The 23,431-nt window shown below is 34.6% G+C and carries 35 protein-coding genes and 2 pseudogenes; 5 read left to right on the top strand and 32 right to left on the bottom strand.

What is annotated here, in order from left to right; genetic code table 11:
• The first annotated feature begins 7 nt into the window (after positions 1-7).
• From ACICPZ_RS04520 to ACICPZ_RS04510, 3 genes and pseudogenes are all read left to right on the top strand, one after another.
• Positions 8-139 (top strand): hypothetical protein, encoded by a 132-nt coding sequence (locus ACICPZ_RS04520; protein ID WP_264373986.1) that lies wholly within the window; start codon positions 8-10, stop codon positions 137-139.
• A pseudogene (locus tag ACICPZ_RS04515) lies at positions 136-1,593 on the top strand (phage terminase large subunit family protein); the annotation flags it as partial. The gene ACICPZ_RS04520 and the pseudogene ACICPZ_RS04515, both read left to right, overlap by 4 nt.
• A gap of 74 nt (positions 1,594-1,667) precedes the next feature.
• Positions 1,668-2,756: an IS481-like element ISWpi2 family transposase gene (locus ACICPZ_RS04510; protein ID WP_264373697.1), complete on the top strand. Its 1,089-nt coding sequence runs from the start codon at positions 1,668-1,670 to the stop codon at positions 2,754-2,756.
• Between the two features lie 32 nt (positions 2,757-2,788).
• Here ACICPZ_RS04510 and ACICPZ_RS04505 read toward each other — a convergent pair.
• Positions 2,789-4,090, bottom strand: a pseudogene (locus ACICPZ_RS04505) (HlyD family type I secretion periplasmic adaptor subunit); the annotation flags it as partial.
• 266 nt (positions 4,091-4,356) lie between these two features.
• Between ACICPZ_RS04505 and fabG the strand changes: the two are divergent.
• On the top strand, positions 4,357-5,091 hold the full coding sequence (fabG, locus tag ACICPZ_RS04500; protein ID WP_015589136.1) for a 3-oxoacyl-[acyl-carrier-protein] reductase: 735 nt from the start codon (positions 4,357-4,359) through the stop codon (positions 5,089-5,091).
• A gap of 94 nt (positions 5,092-5,185) precedes the next feature.
• Positions 5,186-5,515 (top strand): TrbC/VirB2 family protein, encoded by a 330-nt coding sequence (locus ACICPZ_RS04495; protein WP_155968336.1) that lies wholly within the window; start codon positions 5,186-5,188, stop codon positions 5,513-5,515.
• 27 nt (positions 5,516-5,542) lie between these two features.
• Here the strand turns inward: ACICPZ_RS04495 and ACICPZ_RS04490 are convergent, their stop codons facing one another.
• The 31 genes from ACICPZ_RS04490 to rplC form a co-directional block, all read right to left on the bottom strand.
• On the bottom strand, positions 5,543-6,823 hold the full coding sequence (locus tag ACICPZ_RS04490; RefSeq protein WP_174515763.1) for a M48 family metalloprotease: 1,281 nt from the start codon (positions 6,821-6,823) through the stop codon (positions 5,543-5,545).
• Between the two features lie 71 nt (positions 6,824-6,894).
• A complete protein-coding gene (gene ribB / locus ACICPZ_RS04485; RefSeq protein ID WP_007549343.1) occupies positions 6,895-7,539 on the bottom strand; it encodes a 3,4-dihydroxy-2-butanone-4-phosphate synthase in 645 nt (214 codons plus the stop codon).
• 6 nt (positions 7,540-7,545) lie between these two features.
• Complete coding sequence (gene greA, locus ACICPZ_RS04480; RefSeq protein ID WP_007549342.1) at positions 7,546-8,040, bottom strand: transcription elongation factor GreA; 495 nt, start codon at positions 8,038-8,040, stop codon at positions 7,546-7,548.
• 9 nt (positions 8,041-8,049) lie between these two features.
• Positions 8,050-9,591 carry a F0F1 ATP synthase subunit alpha gene (atpA, locus tag ACICPZ_RS04475; RefSeq protein ID WP_182320407.1) on the bottom strand — a complete coding sequence of 514 codons (1,542 nt, stop codon included), beginning with the start codon at positions 9,589-9,591 and terminating at the stop codon, positions 8,050-8,052.
• A complete protein-coding gene (atpH, locus tag ACICPZ_RS04470) occupies positions 9,588-10,148 on the bottom strand; it encodes an ATP synthase F1 subunit delta (protein ID WP_010962742.1) in 561 nt (186 codons plus the stop codon). Before atpH ends, atpA begins: the two co-directional genes overlap by 4 nt.
• A 41-nt stretch (positions 10,149-10,189) precedes the next feature.
• Entirely contained in the window at positions 10,190-10,540 is a 351-nt protein-coding gene (locus ACICPZ_RS04465) for a YraN family protein (protein ID WP_012673177.1), read from the bottom strand.
• A 23-nt stretch (positions 10,541-10,563) separates the two neighbouring features.
• Positions 10,564-10,992, bottom strand: coding sequence for a 50S ribosomal protein L17 (gene rplQ, locus ACICPZ_RS04460; protein WP_007550873.1), 429 nt, complete (start codon positions 10,990-10,992; stop codon positions 10,564-10,566).
• A 7-nt stretch (positions 10,993-10,999) separates the two neighbouring features.
• Complete coding sequence (locus ACICPZ_RS04455) at positions 11,000-12,067, bottom strand: DNA-directed RNA polymerase subunit alpha (RefSeq protein WP_012673178.1); 1,068 nt, start codon at positions 12,065-12,067, stop codon at positions 11,000-11,002.
• Between the two features lie 21 nt (positions 12,068-12,088).
• Entirely contained in the window at positions 12,089-12,475 is a 387-nt protein-coding gene (gene rpsK, locus ACICPZ_RS04450; RefSeq protein WP_015589137.1) for a 30S ribosomal protein S11, read from the bottom strand.
• Positions 12,476-12,499: 24 nt separating this feature from the next.
• Positions 12,500-12,868: a 30S ribosomal protein S13 gene (gene rpsM, locus ACICPZ_RS04445; protein WP_010962745.1), complete on the bottom strand. Its 369-nt coding sequence runs from the start codon at positions 12,866-12,868 to the stop codon at positions 12,500-12,502.
• Between the two features lie 59 nt (positions 12,869-12,927).
• The gene (locus tag ACICPZ_RS04440) at positions 12,928-13,569 is read right to left on the bottom strand and encodes an adenylate kinase family protein (protein ID WP_007550178.1); all 642 of its coding nucleotides are present in this window, start codon (positions 13,567-13,569) and stop codon (positions 12,928-12,930) included.
• Positions 13,566-14,894 (bottom strand): preprotein translocase subunit SecY, encoded by a 1,329-nt coding sequence (secY, locus tag ACICPZ_RS04435; protein WP_010962747.1) that lies wholly within the window; start codon positions 14,892-14,894, stop codon positions 13,566-13,568. Before secY ends, ACICPZ_RS04440 begins: the two co-directional genes overlap by 4 nt.
• Positions 14,895-14,897: 3 nt before the next feature.
• Complete coding sequence (rplO, locus tag ACICPZ_RS04430) at positions 14,898-15,368, bottom strand: 50S ribosomal protein L15 (RefSeq protein WP_006279863.1); 471 nt, start codon at positions 15,366-15,368, stop codon at positions 14,898-14,900.
• 3 nt (positions 15,369-15,371) lie between these two features.
• A complete protein-coding gene (gene rpsE, locus ACICPZ_RS04425; protein ID WP_010962748.1) occupies positions 15,372-15,884 on the bottom strand; it encodes a 30S ribosomal protein S5 in 513 nt (170 codons plus the stop codon).
• Between the two features lie 12 nt (positions 15,885-15,896).
• Positions 15,897-16,268 carry a 50S ribosomal protein L18 gene (gene rplR / locus ACICPZ_RS04420; protein ID WP_006279867.1) on the bottom strand — a complete coding sequence of 124 codons (372 nt, stop codon included), beginning with the start codon at positions 16,266-16,268 and terminating at the stop codon, positions 15,897-15,899.
• A gap of 5 nt (positions 16,269-16,273) precedes the next feature.
• Positions 16,274-16,819 (bottom strand): 50S ribosomal protein L6, encoded by a 546-nt coding sequence (gene rplF, locus ACICPZ_RS04415; RefSeq protein WP_007551152.1) that lies wholly within the window; start codon positions 16,817-16,819, stop codon positions 16,274-16,276.
• A 16-nt stretch (positions 16,820-16,835) separates the two neighbouring features.
• Positions 16,836-17,231, bottom strand: coding sequence for a 30S ribosomal protein S8 (gene rpsH / locus ACICPZ_RS04410; RefSeq protein ID WP_007551150.1), 396 nt, complete (start codon positions 17,229-17,231; stop codon positions 16,836-16,838).
• A 21-nt stretch (positions 17,232-17,252) separates the two neighbouring features.
• On the bottom strand, positions 17,253-17,561 hold the full coding sequence (gene rpsN, locus ACICPZ_RS04405; protein ID WP_006279345.1) for a 30S ribosomal protein S14: 309 nt from the start codon (positions 17,559-17,561) through the stop codon (positions 17,253-17,255).
• 16 nt (positions 17,562-17,577) lie between these two features.
• On the bottom strand, positions 17,578-18,111 hold the full coding sequence (gene rplE, locus ACICPZ_RS04400) for a 50S ribosomal protein L5 (RefSeq protein WP_010962750.1): 534 nt from the start codon (positions 18,109-18,111) through the stop codon (positions 17,578-17,580).
• A 6-nt stretch (positions 18,112-18,117) separates the two neighbouring features.
• Complete coding sequence (gene rplX / locus ACICPZ_RS04395; protein ID WP_006279347.1) at positions 18,118-18,435, bottom strand: 50S ribosomal protein L24; 318 nt, start codon at positions 18,433-18,435, stop codon at positions 18,118-18,120.
• The gene (rplN, locus tag ACICPZ_RS04390) at positions 18,435-18,794 is read right to left on the bottom strand and encodes a 50S ribosomal protein L14 (RefSeq protein WP_006279348.1); all 360 of its coding nucleotides are present in this window, start codon (positions 18,792-18,794) and stop codon (positions 18,435-18,437) included. The genes rplX and rplN overlap by 1 nt, the downstream gene beginning before the upstream one ends.
• Positions 18,795-18,807: 13 nt before the next feature.
• Entirely contained in the window at positions 18,808-19,044 is a 237-nt protein-coding gene (rpsQ, locus tag ACICPZ_RS04385; protein WP_007549925.1) for a 30S ribosomal protein S17, read from the bottom strand.
• Complete coding sequence (gene rpmC / locus ACICPZ_RS04380; protein WP_006279350.1) at positions 19,037-19,240, bottom strand: 50S ribosomal protein L29; 204 nt, start codon at positions 19,238-19,240, stop codon at positions 19,037-19,039. Before rpmC ends, rpsQ begins: the two co-directional genes overlap by 8 nt.
• An 11-nt stretch (positions 19,241-19,251) precedes the next feature.
• Entirely contained in the window at positions 19,252-19,665 is a 414-nt protein-coding gene (rplP, locus tag ACICPZ_RS04375; RefSeq protein ID WP_010962752.1) for a 50S ribosomal protein L16, read from the bottom strand.
• Between the two features lie 14 nt (positions 19,666-19,679).
• A complete protein-coding gene (gene rpsC, locus ACICPZ_RS04370; protein WP_010962753.1) occupies positions 19,680-20,294 on the bottom strand; it encodes a 30S ribosomal protein S3 in 615 nt (204 codons plus the stop codon).
• A 39-nt stretch (positions 20,295-20,333) separates the two neighbouring features.
• Positions 20,334-20,681 carry a 50S ribosomal protein L22 gene (rplV, locus tag ACICPZ_RS04365; RefSeq protein WP_065106675.1) on the bottom strand — a complete coding sequence of 116 codons (348 nt, stop codon included), beginning with the start codon at positions 20,679-20,681 and terminating at the stop codon, positions 20,334-20,336.
• 5 nt (positions 20,682-20,686) lie between these two features.
• Positions 20,687-20,971, bottom strand: coding sequence for a 30S ribosomal protein S19 (gene rpsS / locus ACICPZ_RS04360; protein WP_006279181.1), 285 nt, complete (start codon positions 20,969-20,971; stop codon positions 20,687-20,689).
• A 3-nt stretch (positions 20,972-20,974) separates the two neighbouring features.
• Entirely contained in the window at positions 20,975-21,799 is an 825-nt protein-coding gene (rplB, locus tag ACICPZ_RS04355) for a 50S ribosomal protein L2 (protein WP_015589143.1), read from the bottom strand.
• A gap of 1 nt (position 21,800) precedes the next feature.
• Positions 21,801-22,088 (bottom strand): 50S ribosomal protein L23, encoded by a 288-nt coding sequence (locus tag ACICPZ_RS04350; RefSeq protein WP_209473095.1) that lies wholly within the window; start codon positions 22,086-22,088, stop codon positions 21,801-21,803.
• Positions 22,085-22,699 (bottom strand): 50S ribosomal protein L4, encoded by a 615-nt coding sequence (gene rplD / locus ACICPZ_RS04345; RefSeq protein WP_012673183.1) that lies wholly within the window; start codon positions 22,697-22,699, stop codon positions 22,085-22,087. Before rplD ends, ACICPZ_RS04350 begins: the two co-directional genes overlap by 4 nt.
• Before the next feature lie 2 nt (positions 22,700-22,701).
• A complete protein-coding gene (gene rplC, locus ACICPZ_RS04340; protein WP_006279218.1) occupies positions 22,702-23,424 on the bottom strand; it encodes a 50S ribosomal protein L3 in 723 nt (240 codons plus the stop codon).
• Positions 23,425-23,431: the final 7 nt, after the last annotated feature.

Here is a 23,431-nt window from a genome sequence, read left to right as displayed (position 1 = left end):
GAAGCACTTGATAGGTTTAATAAGTCTAATTCACATATTAGTTGCAATACTGATTTTAAGTAAGGCATCAGCAGATACTTATTGCAGACAAAAAATACCTCTTTTTCTCCTTAAAAGTGCAACAATTGCAGCATTATGATATACAGCAGTAGTTTTTATGCAGGGCTAAGGCCAGATCCACCACTAAAAGTATCAGAGTGGGCAGATAAGAACCGTCAGCTTTCGACGATAGCATCATCAGAACCAGGAAAATGGAGGACAGAGAGAACACCCTACCTTAGAGAAGTAATGGATTCACTTTCTTCGTCTTCACCGGCTGAAAAAGTGGTATTCATGAAAGGAGCACAAATTGGCGGAACAGAAGCAGGAAACAACTGGATCGGCTACATTATCGACCAAACACCAGGTCCAATGTTGGTAGTACAGCCAACAGTAGAAATGGGCAAGCGTTGGTCAAAGGGAAGATTTGCGCCGCTCATTGAAGATACGCCATGTTTAAGGAGTAAAATAAAAGATCCAAGGTCGAGAGATTCAGGCAACACTGTACAAAGTAAGGAATTTCCCGGAGGAACGGTAGTAGTAACAGGTGCCAACAGTCCAGTGGGTCTGCGCTCTATGCCGGTAAAATATCTTTTTTTAGATGAAGTAGATGCATATCCAGGAGATTCAGGAGGAGAAGGGGATCCAGTTCTTCTCAGTATCGCGCGAACTAATACATTTACGCGGCGAAAAATATTCTTGGTTTCAACACCAACGGTTCACGGAATAAGCAGAATAGAGAAGGAATTTGAGAATTCAGACAAACGATACTTTTTTGTACCTTGTCCACATTGTGATCACTATCAGGTGCTGAAATGGCCACAGATAAAGTGGAAAGATAAAGATCCCTCAACAGCCCACTACGTTTGCATAGAGTGTAGGGGAGAAATAAAAAATCATCAGAAAACAGAGATGTTAGCTAGAGGTGAATGGAGGCCTACTAATCCAATAAAAGGTGAAAAAAAAGGATTCCACCTTTCAAGCTTGTATAGCCCAGTTGGTTGGTATAGTTGGAAACAAGCAGTGGAAGATTTTCTGCATGCAAAGGAAAATGAACAATTACTGAAAGTTTGGATAAATACAACACTCGGAGAAACCTGGGTAGATAAAGGAGAAGTACCAGACTGGAAGCAACTATTTAACCGAAGAGAATCTTATCCGATAGGCATGGTGCCAAAAAGTGGAAAAATAGTATTGACGGCAGGGGTTGATGTACAAAAAGATCGTTTAGAAGTAGAAGTGGTAGCGTGGGGAAGAAACCGAGAAAGTTGGTCAATAGACTACCAGGTATTTGAAGGAGATCCAGGAGGGGAAGAAGTATGGGGAAAACTTTCGGAATTATTAAATCATCATTTTATCGGTGAAAATGGGCTTGAATACATGATAAGTATGATGGCGGTTGATGCTGGGTATGCAACACAAGAGGTATACAACTGGGTAAGAGGTCACCAAGGGTCAGGGAGAGTAATGGCAGTAAAAGGGGCAAACAAAGCGCTAGTGCCACTTAGCAGCCCAAGTAGAGTAGATGTAACAGTTAGCGGACAAAAGCTAAAAGTGTATTAAATAAGACTTGACCTGACACTTTAAAAAAGTAAGTTAAAAATAATAAAAATAAAGGAGTGTTAGATATGAGTACAATACAGACAAAAATATTAAAACCAAAGCTAGGATTATTAGAACTAGCAAAACAACTAGGAAATGTGTCTCAAGCATGCAAAGTGATGGGATACTCAAGAGATACATTTTATCGCTTTAAGGAGTTATATGAAAATGGAGGAGAGGAAGCATTACATGAAATAAGTAAGAAAAAACCGCTATTAGCAAACAGAGTTTCCGACGATATAGAAAGAGCAGTGATTAGTATAGCAACAGAATTTCCAGCATATGGGCAAGAAAGAGCTGCAAATGAACTGAGAAAAAGAGGTATAATAATTTCTCAGGGAGGAGTAAGGTCTGTATGGCTAAGAAATGACCTTGAAACTCTCAAAAAGAGACTTAAAGCACTAGAGACAAAAGTAGCTCAAGACGGAATCATTTTAACTGAAGAACAACTTGCAGCTTTAGAAAAAGTGAAAGAACAAAGGGAAGCTCATGGTGAAATTGAGACGCAACATCCAGGTTATTTGGGTTCTCAAGATACCTATTATGTGGGCAATATCAAAGGTATAGGGCGCATTTATCAGCAAACTTTTGTTGATACTTATTCCAGAGTTGCAATGGTTAAACTTTACACGGACAGAACAGCTATTACAGCTGCAGATCTTCTCAACGATAGAGTTATTCCATTTTTTGATGAGCAGAAAATTCCATTATTACGCATTTTAACTGATAGGGGTACGGAGTATTGTGGCAAGCCCGAAAATCACGCTTATCAGCTTTATTTGGGCATAGAAAACATCGATCATTCTAGAACTAAAGCCAACTCTCCACAGACTAATGGCATATGTGAAAGGTTTCATAGAACCATGCAAGATGAGTGTTACAATATCATCTTTAGAAAGAAAATCTACAGTTCTTTGGAAGATCTACAGATTGATGTTGATCATTGGTTGCGTTCTTATAATGAGACAAGACCTCACTCGGGTAAATATTGCTATGGCAAAACGCCTATGCAAACTTTTCTTGATAGCAAATATATTGCTTTTCAGAAAAATATTAGTAGCATTACACAAGAGCCTGATATTAGTTTTGACTACCTCAATTCTTCTGTCAGTTAATTCTTGTCTGTCAGATCAAATCTTGTCTTTTACACTATACCATTAATTAAACTTAAACGACGTGCACTGTAAGCACTTAAACGAACTTTAACCTTTAGCCCTTCTAGCCCATCAATAGAGACTATGTTGCTATCTTTCTTTTGTGCTGACAGTATCTCTTCTATGTTTCTGGTCTGAATTTTAGCATCTATTATTAGGTCATCATCCGATGGCACTACGCTCATGATCGGAACTCCAGATTGTATAACACCACCTTCAGTATGGTATCTTATATCTGTGACTATCCCATCTTGAGGCGATTTAATTATTGTACGTGCTAATGAATCTTCAGCAACCATCAGTCTCTCTTTCAAGTCTGCAATAGACGTACTAACTTCCTTAAGTTCAGCGTTTGCTCTTTCTTGAGAATCATTTCTCACGTTTATAATTTCTAATTCGTTCTCTCCAATTTTTTGCTGCACTTGAGATATTGCAGAACGGTAATGTCCAACTCTGCCTTCAATTTCAGCAAACTGCTTTTCTAAAGCTAAAATGTGTGGTTTGCTTATATGGCCACTATCAAGTAATTGTCTTTTTGTTTCCAACTCCTCAGTTATCAAGTCATATTGCTTATGAGCTGCATTTAGTTGAAAGTTTAGCCCCGCTAATTCATCATTTAACTGCTTTATACGTTGTTGCAGTATGTCTGTTTTTCCCAATATGCTCTTTCTCTGAGAGTTGAACAACTTTACTTGATTCTTTATCGCTTTATTTACAAGTTCATCGTGAGATAATTTTTTAACCTCATCAGGAAACTCGAGCGTGTCCAAATCTACTCTGATTGCAAGAAGCCTTGCTTCTGTTGCTAAAAATGATAAGAGCTTCTCTTTGATGATACTTAAATTCGCCTTCTCGTTAACATCACTCAACAAAACTAGAGGCTCATCTTTTTTAACTGCTTGACCCTCTTTTACTAAAATTTTGCTTATTATTCCTCCGCCCAAGTGTTGAACTATTTTTCTATTTGAAGATACAATAACTTCTCCACTTGCATGCACCGCACCGTCAATTGGAGCTATAGCCGACCAAATACCACCTATCCCAAAAAAGATGAGTATTACTACCAGACCAAAAAATAGTGGTCCCCATGTTACTTTCAGGACTTCATTTACGTTATTACTTTCGCGTTTTAAAATAAAATTTATCACTGCATCAATCAATGCAAACGTCTTATCCAAAAATTTTGGGTACTTCTTCTTTTTATTTTTTGCTCCTTGCATATTTATATTATCACCATGGCCAATCAAGCCTGTCAAAGAAAATCCAGCGCTAAGCTTTTTTAACTTACTTATCATAATACTACTGTGAATTTGTGTTAACTCAAGATAACACACAAAAACAAAGAATCTATAATTTAAGCATTCCATTTAGACTGTAGAGCACCAGAATAAACTATTTAGTAACAATTCCTGCATCAACTATGTTTTTAAAATTTTTTGACGTTTAACTTTATTATAACTTTTTCTTTATTTTGTGAATATCTGAGTTACTTATATTATGTAAGAAATCTATTGCCAACTAGTCAATATTCTGTTAGGAATTAAGATAATATAAAGTTATTATGCTTAAATTGGAAAGCAGAAAGTTCCTGATTACTGGCGCATCAGGCGGAATAGGGCAAGCAATTGTAAAAATTATGCACAAAGCCGGAGCAACTTTATGTATTTCTGGCACAAAAAAAGAAGTGCTCGAAGAAGTTGCTAAACAATATGAAAAAAACATGCATGTACTCCCTTGTGATTTATCAAATGCTGAGGAAGTAAATCAACTAATAAATAGAGCAAGTGAGCTGATGGAAGGCTTTGACGGGCTCGTATGCAATGCGGGTATTACGCGAGACAGTTTATTATTGAGAATGACAGATGAAGCATGGCAAAAAGTAATTGATATTAACTTGAGCTCTACATTTAAGCTGAGTAGAGAAGCATGCAGAAAACTAATTAAGAATAATTGGGGAAGAATTATAAATATTTCCTCAATAATAGGGCTGACAGGAAACGCCGGGCAAGCAAATTATGCGGCGTCTAAAGCTGGAATAATAGCTATGAGCAAATCCATAGCAAAAGAAGTTGCAAGTCGTAATATAACAGTAAATTGTATTGCTCCTGGGTTTATAGATACTAAAATGACTGAAGTTTTAAATGAAGGACAAAAGGGAAAAATATTAGATAATATTCCAATGAAAAGAATGGGAACAGGGGAAGAAATAGCAGCAGGGGTCTTGTTTTTAGCAAGTGATGAAGCAAAATATATAACAGGGCATGTGCTCAATATTAATGGTGGGTTATTTATGTAGCAACACTTATGTATGGACAAATTATAATTTTTACTTTAAAATAAAAAATGTGTAGGTTTAGGTTTAGGTTAATTTATTACTTAGAGGCAAAAAAATGAGCTCTATAATGGAATTTTTTAGTGTTTTTTGCGTAGTATTGCTTTTCTCTTTCTCAGGTTATGCAGCTGACCCTGATATGGATGACACAACTAAAGTAATATGCAATATTATTGGTTATGTTTGGGGGATAGGCGGTCCACTTATGACGGTAGTAATAATTGGTGCAGCTTTGCTTGCAATATTTGGCAGGATGCCGTGGCCAGCCCTCTTTGCTCTTGGCATGTTCTGTGGTGTATTTTTTGGCGCTAAAACTATCATAACGAAAATTATGCCCAACGTAAGCGATGAAGCAAAAACTATGTTGGAAAAGTGTGGACAAAAATAATCCAAAAAGTGCAGAAATGCTTTTTTGTTATCCATTAAACCGCTTCATATCTTCAACTTGCAACAAATAAGGGCTATCTTTTGGTAAAGTTTTAACAGCTAGCTCAGCATATTTTGTAAATTGCTTTAAATCACCTTCAATACAAGCCTTTTTTGTCAAGGCAAAATAATGCATTGCCGTATCAGCTTCACATTTATATGCAATGCTTAAATACTTCCAGACAAAAGCGTTATCTGGTTCTACATTCAAAATCTGCTCCAGGTAAAAAATCGCCTTTTTTGCATCACCGTGTAATAATAAAGTATGAGATAATGCAAGTTTCACTAAATAACTGTTTTTCTCAGATAAATACCTAAGCGATTCCTCATACATTTTTATTGCTTCACTTAAATTTCCGGCCTTGTATAGCATTTCTGCTTTTAATTCATATAGGTATGGGTCATTGCGTGACTCTTGAATCAATGAATTAACTTTAGCAATAGCCTCTTCTATCTTTCCTTGCCTATAGCAAACTATAGCATTTACATACTCAGAATTATTTTCATATTTATTAGATAACACATGAATAGGAGCAAAGAAAGAGTCTAGCTTGGCAACCACACGCTCAAACTTTAGTAACTTATCCGCAAAAATTGGTTTTACGTTGTTTTTAACCTTATAATTTTGTACAGCAAATATACGTTTCTCACTAAGTGGGTGAGTGCGGAAATATTCCTCGGTGTTCTCATGCTCAATACTTTTAAAATAATCAAAAATCTCTTTCATACCTGAATTATCATAGCCAGATTCATCAAGATACCTTAAAGCATAGCTATCTGCTACACTTTCTTGCTCTTGAGAATAGTTAAAAAATAGCCTTGAACTAAACGCTACACCACTAAGCAAAATTGCACCAGCAACCTGAGGGTTAATGATAATACTAGAAACTAATCCTACCATATAACTAATCATTGCTATCGATTGAAAATAACCCATAGCACTACTCATTTGCAATATATGACCAGCAGATATGTGAGCAATCTCATGTGCTAATATACCAAGCAGGACATAAGGTTTAGCCGAATATTGTAAAAGTCCTAAATGAATGAAAATACTGTTATTGTTAATTACAAAAGCATTAATCGAATTGTCATTAATTATAAAAACTTTTATTTGCTCATGATCAATATCCGCAGCAGAAAATAAAGGTTGCGCTAGCTCTTTCACTATTGCTTCCACTTCACTATCTCTAATAATGTTAATAGAGTAAGCATTATTACAATATGCAAAAAAGAACAATAAGGTCAAAAACTTAGCAACTCTAAACATGAAAATTCTGTGCTTGTATAATTTATAGAAATTCTATATTTTAACACTTAAATTATACAAATTTATAAACGCTAGTTTAAATTTTTAACGTAACTGATAAGTTTGTCGATGGTAGTTAACTTAATTTTATGTTGTTCAGCAAATTTAAGTAACTGAGGTAAGCGCATCATAGAGCCATCATCATTCACTAATTCACAAATAACTGCTGAATGATCAAACCCTACTAACTTCGCCATTTCAACACTCGCTTCAGTATGACCAGCACGTTGTGCCACCCCACCTTTATGTGCAATTACAGGAAAAACATGACCTGGAGTTATGATGTCATCCTGAGTACCATCCTTGTTGATAGCAGCATGTATAGTTTTCGTTCTATCCTCTGCTGAAACACCGGTTGTAATGCCATAACGTGCATCAATTGATGTAGTAAATGCGGTATGATTTTCACCAATATTTTTCTTTTCCATGAAATTAAGGCCCAACCTTTTCATGTGAAATTTAGTCATTGCTAAGCAAACAACCCCTGTACCGTACCTAACCATAAAAGCCATATGTTCCGGCTTTATTTTCTCAGCTAAGACAATCAAATCGCCTTCATTTTCTCTATTTTCATCATCAACTAAAATGAATAATTTACCGGAACGAGCATCCTCTAATACATCTTCCACAGAAGAAATACCTGGTAGACTCATTGAAGCATAAGTGGCCTGTACCATAATAATTTACTTAAATTCAATCTTAACTATTTTATACAATTTCTCTCCATTTGGCACTGTCACTTCCACATATTCACCGACTTTTTTGCCGATTAAGGCACTCCCAAGTGGTGAACTAGTAGATATTAACTGCTTTGAAACATCAGCTTCATATTCGCCTACAACCTTATAAACATATTCCACTTCACCGTTATTATCACTTAACATGCTTAATGTCACAGTTGCACCAAACATTACTGAATCACCAGACAAATTTTTTACTTCTATTACTTCCGCATGTGAGAGCTTACTTTCTATCTCCATTATACGGCCTTCAATAAAACCTAACCTTTCCCGTGCTGCGTGATACTCTGCGTTTTCAGACAAATCACCTTGATCACGAGCATCAGAAATAGCCTGTATCACAGAAGGTTTTTCTTCCTTTAATTTTTCAAGTTCGGCTTGCATATTCTCAAAACCTTCCCTCGTCATAGGAAATTTATTAATAATGGATGAAGCCATAATCACCACCTAAACGCAATTAAATTGAGTAACGAAATTACTCACAATGTTAAAAATATCACCTTTTATATCATCACTCATGTCATTTGACAACTTTTTTAAAACCCCAGGGTGTACAGTATGAAAATAATTAATAAGATCATGTTCAAATTTATTAATGTAACTTATTTGTATTTTACTTAACTGATTATATAGGTTAGAAAAAATATACATCAGCACTACTTGCTCTTCTATTGACATAGGTAAATGTTGTTTTTGCTTTAATAACTCGACAAGATATTTACCCTTATTCAAGGATAATTGAACACTAGCATCAAGATCAGAACCAAATTTTGCGAAATCTTCTAATTCTCTATACTGAGCTAAGCTTAGCTTTATAGAACCAGCAACTTTCTTCACAGACTTTAGTTGTGCAGCAGAACCAACCCGTGAAACTGACAAACCTATATTTACTGCAGGTCGAAATCCTTTATAAAATAATTCAGACTCAAGAAAGATCTGCCCATCGGTAATTGAAATAACATTTGTTGGCACATATGCAGATACATCACCAGCTTGAGTTTCGACAATTGGCAAAGCAGTTAAAGAACCCTGCCCTTTTTTATCAGACATTTTAGCAGCTCTTTCAAGCAAGCGAGAATGTACATAGAATATATCTCCAGGGTAAGCTTCACGACCAGGAGGACGTCTGAGCAATAAAGACATCTGCCTATATGCCACAGCATGCTTAGATAAATCATCATATATAATCAAACAATGCATTCCATTGTCACGGAAAAATTCCCCAATAGTGCAACCAGCATAAGGTGCTAAAAATTGCATAGGCGCGCAGTCAGATGCACTAGCCACAACTACAGTTGTATACTCTAATGCTCCGCTTTCTTTCAGCTTATTTACCACTTTTGCTACTGTTGAAATTTTTTGCCCAATAGCAACATAAACACAGTAAACTTTTTGATTTTCGTTTACCTCATCGTTAATCTTCTTCTGATTGATAATAGTATCAAGCGCAATAGTAGTTTTACCAATTTGTCTATCACCAATAATTAATTCACGCTGCCCTCTACCTATTGGAATTAGCAAATCTATAATTTTAATTCCTGTTTGCAGTGGCTCATGCACAGACTTACGATCAATAATGCCTGGCGCTTTAGATTCTATATCCATTCTGTTTTTGGCTCTAATTTCCCCACCGTCGTCCATAGGATGGCCCAACGCATTTACAACTCTCCCTAACAATTCATGCCCTACAGGCACCTGCACAACATCACCACTACATTTTACAACGTCCCCTTCTTTCACATCACGGTCATTACCAAGCACAACTATTCCAGCCGTATTATGATCTAAATCGAGAACTATTCCTTCTACACCACTTGCAAAAAATACCTTTTCACCGAATTTTGCTTTTTCCAGCCCATAAACCAATGCGATACCATCTGTTACTGAAATTACTTCACCTATATTTTCCCGCTTTATAGGATTATCAAACGTCTCAACCTTTTCTCTTATTATACTTGCTATCTCAGAAACATTCATACTGTTCTTCATACAAAATTCCTTACTTTTAATATTTCCATTTTACTTAAGTCAACTAACCTATCCAAGTAACTTTTTAGCGAAGCATCGATCAAATTAAAACCATACCTAACTACGAAGCCACCTAGTATAGAAGGGTCAACCACATTGCTTACTTTTATTATTTTACCAAGAAAGCTCAAAGATTCAGTAATTATTTTTATATCAGATTCCTTTAAAGTTTCTGCTGACTTTATAGTAATTTCGAATTCATTTTCATTTTCTCTTGCAAGACTTAAGAATTTTTCTAATATAAGGATCAATAAACTAGAGCGTTTATTTGCAAATATAACCATAATAAATTTTACTAAATTCTCACTCAAGTGCTCATTTATAGAAAGCATCACTTCTTTTTTGTGTGCAAAAGAAATCATAGGATGAGATAGGTACACAAAAACATCACGTTGATCCTTAAAAAAAGCCAACAAAAATTCTACTTCTTTCCTTATAATACCTAACCTGCTTCCTGAGACATGAAATAGCACTCTAGCGTAAGATGAAACTAAATTATTGTATTGGGTCTTTTTCATATTAAATCCAGTAAATCTAAATTAATTCAGCTACAAATCTTTCATTCTTCAATCCAAGCATTTTTTATATAAACAGGTCTTCTCTTTAAGGAAAGAAAATATAAATCATATCTGACTGAATAATCTAAAAAACTAAGGTTTTTACTTAAGAAATACTTAGAAGAATTTATAATAGACTGACATTGAAGATGAGATATCGGTATTTCTTTTCCAAGTAAACTTGTTTTAACTTCTATAAAAATCAGCTCCTTTTTTTTAGATACAATTAAGTCAATTTCACCGAACTTACAACGGTAACGGCGTTTTATAACATTATACCATTTCAGTTTTAAATATACTAAAACTAATAACTCGCCAAAGTAACCTACAAAGTAGCGTAACCTACTTACCACAAGAAGAACAATTATGATAACAATTAACTTTGTGTAACTACTTTGCCTCCTTCTTTATTTTTACTATAAACCTTACCTCTTGCTGCAATATCCCTATCAACCAGTTCTATCACTGCCATTGAAGCGCAATCACCCTTTCGAGTGCTAAATTTTATTATTCTAGAATACCCACCTTTACGATCTTGATAACGGCTGGCTAAGACGTTTAATAACTTATCAACTGCTAACTTACTATTATGAAGGCGTGAAAGCAAAAGTCTTCTACCATGTAAAGTATTCTTATTCTTAGCAATTGTAATAAACTTTTCGACATATGGACGAAGTTCCTTAGCTTTTGGTAAAGTAGTTACAATCTGCTCATGGTTAATTAATGAGATAGATAGATTCTTTAACGTCGATAATCTATGTTCAGTACAACGAGATAGTTTACGTTTTTTTATTCCATGTTTCATATATCACCTAATCTTCATCAGTATGTTGTTTAGCCAACTCATCTATATCCTTAGGTGGCCAGTTTAGCACATTCATACCCAAAGACAAGCCAAAATTAGTCAAAACTGCCTTAATCTCATTCAAAGACTTTCTGCCAAAATTAGCAGTTCTTAACATTTCACCTTCTGTCTTTTGTACAAGATCACCTATATAAGTGATGTTTTCGTTTTTCAGACAGTTATGAGACCTGACAGATAATTCCATTTCATCTACCTTACGCAATAAGACAGGGTCATAACCCAAATCTTTAGCACCACTAGACGAAGAAACCTGCGATTTTTTATAACTTACATCAGAACTAATAAAGGGCTGAAGTTGCTCCTGTAATATTCTTGCAGCAGAGTCAACAGCTTGACTCGGAGAAATTGTACCATCAGTTTCAATTGACAATATCAGCTTATCCTTATCAGTCACTTGGCCAACACGACTGTTCTCTACCCTGTACGAAACCCTGTTGACAGGGCTATACAAAGCATTAACTGGAATAAAACCAATTAAATCCTGTTCACTCATAAGCTTCAAAAGTTCATTTTCTTTATATTTAGTTACAGGAAGATAACCTTTTCCGCTAGCCACATATATGGTCATGTTAAGCTCCACATTTTGCCCCAGCGTACATATTAACAAATCTTTATTAACAATAGAGCATTGATCATCAGTTTCTATCATCCCAGCTAATACCTGGCAAGGCCCTTTAGCGTTTAAATTTAAGCATTTATTAGAAGCACCATTTAATTTACACCTCAACATACCCATATTTAATACTATATCAGTTACGTCTTCTCTCACCCCTTGAATTGAAGTGAACTCATGAGTTACACCTTCAATTTTTATTCCATAAACAGCACTACCTTTAAGAGAAGATAACATTACACGTCTTAATGCATTGCCTAATGTTAAAGCAAAACCACTTTCCAACGGTTCTAGCACTATATCACTTTTTTCACTTGAATCATCTGATATTACCTTAACTGAACTAGGTTTAATCAATTTATCTAAATTGCTACAGAGAGAAACATCATTATTATAATACATAAAACAACCTTTTCAAATATCCTATACTCTTCTTTTTTTTCTTAACCTGCACCCATTATGAGGAATTGCGGTTTTATCTGCAATTGAAGTCACAGTCAACCCACAGCTCTGAAGTGCTTTAACCGCAGCTTCGGTACCAAAGCCAGGGCCGCGAATTATTACAGAGACAACCTTCATACCAAATCTCTCCATTGCGTTCTTCGCAGCAGACTCCGCAGCCTTACCTGCAGCATAAGGTGTGGATTTTCTCGAACCTGAAAAACCACATGCACCCACAGAAGTTTGACATAGCGTATTACCATGAACATCAGTTACATTTACAAAAGTATTATTAAAAGTTGCACGAATATGGACAACACCAGTAATAAACTCCTTCTTACTCTTACTAACCGTTTTGACTTTTTTCATTAAAACTCACAATAATAATAAATTTTATTTTTTCCCAGCAATAGGCAACCGAGATCTACCTTTACGAGTCTTAGCATTAGTATGAGTCCTTTGCCCTCTCACAGGTAAACCTTTTCTATGTCTCACCCCTCTATAGCATCCCATTTCCACTAAAGATTTTATGTTCATAGCCACTTCTTTTCTGAGCTCACCTTCTATAACATAATTTTGTCTAATGAAACCGCTGATCTTTTCTATATCTTCATCTCGTAATTCTGAAACACGTTTGCGCTTATCAACTTCGCAAGCGTGACAAATTACATTCGCAGTAGCAATACCTATACCATATATATAAGTTAATGCAAAAGGAACACATTTCCTCACTGGAATATTTATGCCTGCAATACGTGCCACTGGTACCTCGATACTTTATTAATAACAACTCTTAATTTATACCATAAAACAACTCAGAGTCAAACCAAATTACAAGAAATTTTACTTTCAATCTCTTGCGTTACCTCATCAACACTCAAATTAGCGTCAATTGTTAATAATTTGCCTTTATAATACTCGCGTAAACCTTTCATTTGAAGGTGATATTCACTTATTCTCTTATTAATTGCAGACATATCAGCATCATCAATTCTTTTCTCTAACCTCGTACTTTTACATTTAGCACAAGTAGTACTCTTAAAAGAAGATACACTATATATGCTTTTACAGTCCAAACACGCGAGACGATTTTTTAACCTATCGATTGCAATATTATCGTCAAGCTGCAGCTCAACTACAATGTCAACATCCCTATTATATTTTTCTTGCAAAACTTGAGTCAAAAAATGAGCCTGGTTTAAATTTCTCGGAAAACCATCTAATAAGCAATTATCATCCACTAATGCAAGCTGGTCACGTAATAATCCACATATAATTTCATCTTGAATTAAATTACCAGATTCCACGGTACCCTTTATTTTTTTACCTAACTCACTACTGCTAGATATAATATTCCTTAATAAATCCCCTACTGAAATTAATTTTAAATTATATTTTGCTATTAACAAGCTTGACTGAGTACCTTTACCAGAACCTGGAGGACCAAAAATCGTAATGATCATCTTACTTTCCTCGTTTTAGACTCATATTTCTTTATCCAGTTGTCGTACCTATTTGAAAAAATATAAGATTGTATTTGCATAATAGTATCAGTAATAACGTTCACTATAATCAGTAAGCTCGTCCCACCAAAAATAAATGGTATATCATAATAATATCTCATAACTTCAGGTACAGTACATATGACTACCAAATACGCAGAGCCAATGAATGTCAACTTAAAAACTATATCTTGAAGGTAATCAGAAGTATGTTTCCCAGGCCTTCTACCAGGTATAAAACCACCATTTTTTTTAAGAAAATCTGCGTTTTCCTCTGGATTAAATATAAAATTGGTATAGAAAAAATTAAAAAATACTATCAGCACCAAATAGGCTACAATATATACTACTTTATTTGCCATAAAGTAATTCAAAATAAAATCAGAAAAAGCGTGCCCCTTATAGAAATTTGCAATTGAAATAGGTGTCAATAAAATTGCATTAGCAAAAATGGTTGGTACTACACCAGATAAATTAATCTTCAATGGAATATAAGTAAAATCGTCATTATGTAATCTTTTAAATTGCTTTTTAGGATGTTGAACAATAACCTTTCTATAAGAAGACTCTACAAAAATGACTAAGAGTAGCAGCAAAAAAAACAATACCAAAACAAAAAGGATAATAAATAACGATACGCTACCGTTTTTATTTAACGTTAACAAAGATGACAAAGCGCTGTGTAACTCTGATATTATACCCGTGAAAATGATTAATGAGATACCATTGCCTATACCGCTAGCGCTGATTCGTTCACCAAGCCATATTAAAAGCATAGTTCCACCTAAAAGGCTGAAAACACCTATTGTACGAAACATAACACCAGGTTCGATTACAACCAATACCCCTTCCCTATTCATCCCTTCCAATCCAACCAAAATTGGAATTGATTGAAATACACAAATTACTATGGTCAGATAGCGTATATAAGAATTCATCTTTCTACGGCCTGACTCTCCATCATTCTTAACTTCCTTCATTCCTTTAATCGCAGAAGAAAGTAACTGAATAATGATAGAAGCCATTATATATGGCATAACGTTCAATGCTAGAATTGTCATTCTAGCCAATGCACCACCAGAAAATAAATTAAATACTCCAAAAACGCCTGAGCCATCTTTGGGAAATATATCATTAATTACATCAAGATTAATTCCAGGAATAGGCACATAAGTACCCAAGCGATAGCAAATTAAAGCTATTAGCGTAAAAAATATACGCTTTAATAAATCGCCTTTATATAACAACGTAGGATCCAAGCTATTAAATGCTGATTTATTGCCCATGACTTACGATAGTATTTCCACACTACCACCAACTGAAGCTACAGATTTTTTTGCAGCTTCTGACGCAAAATCAACATGAAACACAAATTTTTCGCTCAACTTACCTTTATTAAGAAGTTTAATTTTATCCTTAATAGACTTTATAAAACCTAATTTATACAGCCTCTCCTTATCTATAACAGAGTCTTTCACTATTTTTTTAGCTTCCATTAAGCGCTGTATATCGCCAACATTAATTATAGAGTATATGCTCCTACGTATAGGCTTAAAACCTCTTTTAGGCAAACGAGTATATATAGACTGTTGTCCACCCTCAAAACCATTTATAGAAACTCCACTTCTAGCCTTCTGCCCTTTATGCCCTCTACCGGATGTTTTACCTTTACCACAACCGATACCTCTACCCAGCAACTTAGGCTTCTTTTTCTTAGATAATTTAGTAAATATAGAGTTTAATTTTACAGCATTATTCATACTTTACCTGTTTCCAACTATCTCGCTAATCTTTTTGCCTCTTTTGCTTGCTACCTGACGAGGAGATAACATACTATCAAAAGCCTTAAACACCGCACATATAACGTTATGAGGATTATTTGATCTAGTGGATTTAGCTACCACATCCTTTATACCTAACACCTCAAAAACTGATCTAATCGCTCCACCAGCAATAATACCTGTTCCGGCTCTTGCGGTTCTTAAAACTATCTCACCAGAACAAAATTTAGCTTTAATATCATGATGCAAAGTTCTACCTTCACGCAAGTACACTCTAATCATTGATTTCTTTGCAGCATTTACAGCTTTGACTCTTGCTTCAGCAACTTCTGCGTGCTTACCTATTCCACACCCTACCCTACCCTTCTCATCGCCAACAACAACCAAAATTGAAAATGAAAATCTTCTACCACCTTTGGTAACCGTTGTCACTCTTCGTACCGAAACTAAAAGCTCTGATAAATCATTATTATTTTGTAAATTCTTTATAGCCATATTCAAAACCTTCTAAAATTCAAATCCAGAACTTCTTAAAGCCTCAGCAAATTGAGAAACTAATCCTGTGTATTTATACGCTCCACGATCAAACGTAAGCTGCTGCTCTAATTTCATGCCAGACAGACGCTCAACCATTAAAGAAGAAACCTGTTTTATAGTTTCAGCGTTGACTTTCCCTTTACATACATCCTTAATTTTAGCATCCAAAGTAGAAGCTGAAGTGAGAGTTATTCCTTTTACATCATTAATTAACTGGACATAAAAATGCCTATTAGATTTAAATATGGATATACGTAAACGTTCAGCGCTCTTGTCAAGCTTCGCTCTATTACGTAACTTCCTTTTTTCAGAATTACTTAAAAAATTATACGATCTTTTCATTTTTATTACTTCTTTTTACTTACAACCTTACGCAGCATAAATTTGCCTTTTATTACAACACCCTTACCTTTATAAGGATCATATTTTCTAATTTTGCATATATCAGACGCCACCATATAGACCTTCTGCTTATCCATACCACTAACTACTAAGTGAGTTGGCTTTATGCACTTAATCTCAACATCTTTAGGCACTTTATATTTAACATTATGGCTATAACCAAGATATAAAGTCAAATACTTACCATCACACTCTGCCTTATATCCCACACCGTTAATCTCAAGATTAACAGAAAAACCATCAACCATGCCGTTAATGATATTATTAATATTACTCCTATAAGTGCCCCACATAGGCTTTATTTTATCATAATTATCTTTATCTTGATCAACAGAAAGCAATAGCTGATTATCAATAATCTGACACACAACATCCCTGATCAAGCTAACTTCCTTTTCAGCCTTAGCACTCTTTATTAACATACTACCATTATTATATTCAACTGAAACACCAGCAGGAATATTGATAGGAGCAGCACCTATACGAGACATGAATTTCTCCTATTATTTAAAACACACGACACAAAACTTCTCCACCAACCTTTAATTTATGTGCATTATAATCAGTCATCACTCCTTTGGGTGTCGATATAATAAAAATACCAAGACCATTATATGCTTTAGAAATGTCCTTATACTTAGAATAACGACGACAACCAGGCTTTGACACCCTAACTATGTCACTAATTACAGGTGACTTCTCATAATACTTCAATTTTACAATGAAAGAAGGTAAATTATCTACAACTTGCTTTTCATAATCAAGGATATACCCTTCCTCTTTTAAAATCTCCAATATAGAAGAATTCATCTTAGAAAATAGTACCCTTGTTGCCCTATGCATTGCCAATTGAGCATTACGTATCCTTGTTAAAAAATCACCAATACTATCAGATAACGCCACAATATACTCCTTATATTATATTTACCAACTAGACTTTGTAACTCCTGGAATTTGCCCAAAAGAACATAAATCACGCAAAACAATTCTACATAAACCAAATTTTCTATATACTCCTCTTGGTCTCCCAGTTAAAGCACACCTATTTCTAATTTTGGTTTTAGAAGAATTTCTAGGCAATTTTTTAATTAATTTATTTTGAGCTGTAAACCTTTCTACAATAGACAAATTCTTATTATTTATTATAGATTTCAATTTTTCTCTTTTTTCTTTATATTGATCGCACAACTTTATTCTGCGAAGATTTCTTTCTATCATAGATTTTTTTGCCATATATTTCTCCTCTCAATTAATCAAAAAAAGGAAATTTAAGAGCCAGTAATAATTCCTTTGCTTCCTTATCACTAACTGCACTTGTTATAATATTAATATCCATACCTCTAATTTTACTTATTTTATCATAGTCTATTTCTAAAAACGAGATATGTTCCTTTATACCAAAGGAAAAATTACCATTACCGTCAAATTGCTTCACACTAAATCCTCTAAAATCTTTTTCCCTTGGCAAAGCAATATATATCAATCTTTCTAAAAACTCATACATTTTATCTCTACGCAAAGTTACTTTGCAACCTACTGTAGCACCTTTTCTGATCTTGAAGCCAGAAATAGATTTTTTTGCAAAAGTTGATAAAGGCTTCTGCCCAGCAATCAAATATAGGCTATCAAGTGGTTCATTTATTGCTTTACTATCTGTAGCAGCATCTCCAACGCCCATATTGATACACACCTTGACAAGTTTAGGCACTTGCATTATATTGCCGTAATTAAACTTATCCTTCAAGGACTTTACTATGCTATCTTTATACAATTCTTTAAACATATCAACCTAATCTATCACTTCTCCAGAAACTTTTGCAAAACGCACTTTTCTACCGTCTATAACCTTAAACCCCACTCTAGTTGGAGTTTTATATTTAGGGTCCAATGTTGCAACGTTGGATATATCAATAGCTAACTCTTTATTTAATATACCACCACTACTACCAGCTTTTGGTTTAGTATGTCTCTTATGCACATTCACTCCAGAAACAATTACTTTCTTTTTAGCATCACGTGCTATAACTTTGATTACCTTACCAATTTTTCCCTTATCTTTACCAGTTAAAACTATAACGTCGTCACCACTTTTTATTTTAGCACTCATTATAAAACCTCAACAGCTAATGACATTATCTTCATAAAAGAACCAGATGATAACTTTTTTACCGGACCAAACACCCGAGTGCCAAGTGGTTCACCTTGATCGTTAATCAAAACTACAGCATTGCTAGAAAAACGAATTACAGAACCATCAGATTTCCTAATAGGGCTTTTCACCCTCACCACAACTGCTCTATATACTTTTCCCTTCTCAACTTTCCCTCTTGGAGTAATAGATTTAGTAGATACAATAACTGTGTCACCTATAGATGCAGACTTTCTACCACCCAATAAACCAATACAAAGCACTGCACGCGCGCCAGAATTATCAGCTACTTCCAACAATGTATTTTTTTGAATCATATAAATATCCTATTCAATGTGAGCTATTAACAATAACCCATTTTTTAGTAGTAGAAATAGGCTTGTGTTCTTGTATTAAAACCTTGTCCCCTTCTTTACAACTATTATTCTCATCATGTGCTGTATACTTCTTGTATTTTTTTATAACCTTTTTATACAGCTCATCCTTATACACTTGTAATACCGAAACCTTTACAGTCTTATCACACTTAGCCTTAGTTACAGTACCACAAAAAACCTTTTTAGGCATTCTTTTCCTCTCTTCTTCTTTTATTTAATGTAGTTAAAATACGAGCTATGCTCTTTCTTATTAAGCTAAAACGCGAAATATTGTTGCACTGGCCCAGCTTCTTTTGAAAAACCAAATTAACAAACTCTTTTCTCAAATTCACAAGAATTTCATGCAATTCTTGCGAGGACCTCGATTCAATGTCAGCTATATCCATTGCAACTCCATTTAATTATGATTAGATACAAATTTACACTTCATAGGAAGCTTAGCAGTTGCCTTTTCAAGCGCCAATCTTGCTAAATGCATGGGAACATCACTGCTAATTTCAAACAACATTCTACCGGGCTTAGCTTTAAATACCCAAAACTCAACACTACCTTTCCCTTTACCCATACGCACATCCGCCGGCTTTTTACTAACAGGGGTATCAGGAAAAATTCTTATCCACACTTTACCAGAGCGTTTTAATGTTCTAGATATTACACGCCTTGCAGTTTCAATATGCTTAGATTGAATCCTACCTGCTTCCATAGCCTTTAGACCATAATCTCCAAAAGATAATGTGCTACCACCTTTCGTGTTACCCTTAATTCGTCCTTTAAATACTTTTTTATATTTACTTTTTTTAGGAATAAACATTTCAATATACCTAATTAGTTACCAATATAAACCCAGACCTTAACTCCTATGATGCCATATATAGTTTTTGCTTCAGCAAAAGCATAATCTATATTAGCACGTAAAGTATGCAAAGGCAAACGGCCTTCTTTATACCACTCAGTACGAGCTATCTCAGCTCCGCCAAGGCGCCCAGAACAACTTACTTTAATACCTCTAGCACCCATCCTCAAACAACTTTGAATAGCTTTTTTCATCGCTCTTCTAAATGAAACCCTTTTTTCTAACTGCTGTGCAATGCTGTTTGATATTAAAACTGCATCTATTTCAGACCTTTTAACCCCTACTACATTCACTTCCACATTATTTTTTACTTTTTCAGCTATCTTTTGCTTTATCTTCTCAATATCCGAGCCTTTCTTACCTATTATCACTCCAGGTCTAGAAGAATGTATTATTACAGATACCAAATCGATCGTACGCTCTATAATTACTTTAGAAACACCAGCATGCTTAAAAGATTCATTTATATAACTGCGAATAGATAAATCTTGATGCAACCCTTGTTTATAACCCTTCTCAGCATACCAAATAGATGACCAAGTATTAATTATTTTTAACCTAAATCCTTTAGGATTAACGTTTCCCATATTTTTGCACTTTCCTTATTAATTTTCTATTTTTATGAATCATATAATTTCCCCCAATTTTACAGTTATATTACTATAACGTTTACTAACTCTATTAGCTCTACCCATAGCTTTTGGACATACCCTACGCAAAGTAAGAGACTTACCTATTAAAATTTCTTTTATATATAAATTATCGATATCCAATCCATAATTTTGAGCATTAGCAATCGCAGAATTTAATACCTTCCTTATAAGACCTGCAGCTTTCTTTTCACAAAATCTTAATTGCACAGTGGCAAAAAAAACTTTTTTATTACGTACTAAACCAGCAACCAAATTCAATTTACGAGGAGTTGATTTTAAAACCCTAGAACCAGCTTTAACTATTACATCTCTGTTTTTCATATCAATTACCTTCTTGTCGCCTTTTTATCACCACTATGCCCAGTAAATTTACGAGTGGGTGAAAACTCACCAAACTTATGACCTATCATATTCTGATCATTAACATTCACAGGAATGTAATCCTTACCATTATAAACAGCAAACTTTAAACCTAAACAATTAGGAAGAATTACAGAAGCCCTGGAATGAACTTTTATAGCCATGTTAACAAACCCCTTGTTTAAAGCATTATTCACCGACTTTAATATAGAAGGATGACAAAAAGGAGGCTTCCATGCAGATCTACTCATAAACTAACCTTTCAATTGTTTTATATACTTATCACTAGATTTATTTCTCCTTCGAGTTTTCTTTCCTTTTGTTGCAACACCCCAAGGAGTAACAGGATGACGACCACCAGAGGTTTTTCCTTCCCCGCCTCCATGAGGATGGTCAACCGGATTCATTGCAACTCCACGTACAGTAGGTCTAATCCCAAGCCACCTACTTCTCCCAGCTTTACCCAACTTTCTATTCTTATGGTCAGGGTTAGATACTACACCAATAGTAGCCTTGCAAGAAGATAAAATCAACCTAATTTGACCAGACCTGAGTCGTAATAAAACATATTGGCCATCACGACCAACGATTTGTGCATAACAACCAGCAGCTCTAGCAATCGCAGCACCATTACCTGGCTTCAGCTCAACATTATGAACGAAAGAACCAACAGGTATATGCTTGAGTAGTAAACAATTCCCTGGCAAAATATCAGCATCATTCCCAGCTGTAACAACATCACCTGGCTTCATACCTTGAGGAGCTAATATATAAGACTTAATATCATCTTCCTTATATGATATTAACGCCAAAAACCCACTTCTATTTGGGTCATACTCTATTTTTTCAACTATACCTTGACCACTTCTATTACGCTTAAAATCTATCACTCTATACTTCTTTTTGTGACCACCACCCCTATGACGAGTTGTAATTCTACCATGATTATTTCTTCCACCACTGGACTTTTTACCGGATGTAAGAGACTTTTCTGGCTCATCTTTTGATAAACCAACTTTACTTACTAACACAGTCCCACGAGAAGACGGAGTAACAGGATTAAAAAATTTCATACCCATACTAAACGCTCATTATATCTAATTTTTGACCATCCATCAAAGAAAAATAAACTTTCTTTTTCTGTTTTTCACAACCAACCACACCCCTAAAACGCCTATATTTAGGCTTAATTCTAACAACATTTATAGAAGAAATTTTAACATCAAATAGAGACTCTATTGCCAACTTTATTTGACGCTTATTTACATTTACAAAAACATACAAAGAATATTTATTAAACTTCTCCCTCAAAAAAGAGGCCTTTTCTGTAATTATAGGAGATTTTATTATATTATTATATTTGATCATAACAATCTACCTTCAAGATGCTTTAAAGTATCCTTTGTCAACATCACGCATTCGTGATTCAATATATCAAAAACATTTAACCCAATAGGTTTGATTAAGTCTACATAGTGCAAGTTTTTAGCCGCACGCAACAAATCATCTCCATAATCACCAACTATCAAAAAGGAAGAAAATTTAAAATTTTTAATACATTTACACATTTCAGACGTTTTCTTCACATCAATATTTAAATTATCCAGAATAATTACTTGATTATTTAAATACTTTAGAGATAAAGCAATTTTTAAACCAAATTTGCGTACCTTCTTATTAAGAGAATAAGTATGACTCCTCACAACAGGGCCGAAAATAATCCCACCACCTCTAAATTGAGGAGATCGCAAGCTCCCTTGTCTTGCCCTACCGGTACGTTTTTGACCATAAGGTTTAGCTGTTGTACCAGAGACATCACTAATACCTTTTGTTTTATGAGTACCAGCTCTTCTCTTCGCTAATTGCCATCTCACTATATCATGCAAAATACTCAATTTTTGCTTAGCAGAAAATATCAAAGGATTGAGCTGAGCAGTACCTACATTATCATTAGATAGATTAACTAAATTACATTCCATAACTAACTTACCAAATTACTAGCATCATCATTTACATCTAACAGTAAACCTACCGGAAAAGGAACATCTTTATGTAAAGATTTTTTAACTGCATCTCTTACAAAAACATAGGAATTTTTAAACCCAGGAACATTATTACCCTTCACAGCAATTATACTATTTTCATGATCAATGGATAATATCTTCATATTTTGTGCAGTTATCCTGCTGTTACCTAAATGACCAGCCATTTTCTTTCCTTTGAATACTCTACCAGGATCCTGACATTGGCCAGTGGAACCTTGTGATCTGTGAGCAATAGAAACACCATGAGATGCCCTAAGCCCACTGAAATTATGCCGCTTCATCACACCAGCAAATCCTTTACCTATAGAATAACCCGTAATATCAAGATATTGACCAACCACAAAATGATTGATTCCCACTTTTTTACCACATTCTATTCCCGACAGGTCATTTAATCTACTTTCGTATAACTTACATTTATTATTTATACCCTTTTTCTTTAAATATTCCAACTGAGGTTTTGCTATATTTTTAAAATCTCCTGTGCCTAAAATGACTGAATTATAGCCACATTTATCTTGTCCTTTTATATCAATAATATAAGTTTCGCTGAGATGCAATAAAGTTACAGCCATGCGACTATTGTCAGAATACATAGCAGTATGACCAATATTCATCATTAGTAAACCAATTCTCCTCAGCGAATTTATTCTCTTCATTTCCTTC

The sequence above is a fragment of the Wolbachia endosymbiont (group A) of Melitta haemorrhoidalis genome (assembly GCF_964273365.1).
Classification (GTDB): domain Bacteria; phylum Pseudomonadota; class Alphaproteobacteria; order Rickettsiales; family Anaplasmataceae; genus Wolbachia; species Wolbachia pipientis.
This window is presented reverse-complemented; position numbering and strand designations above follow the sequence as displayed.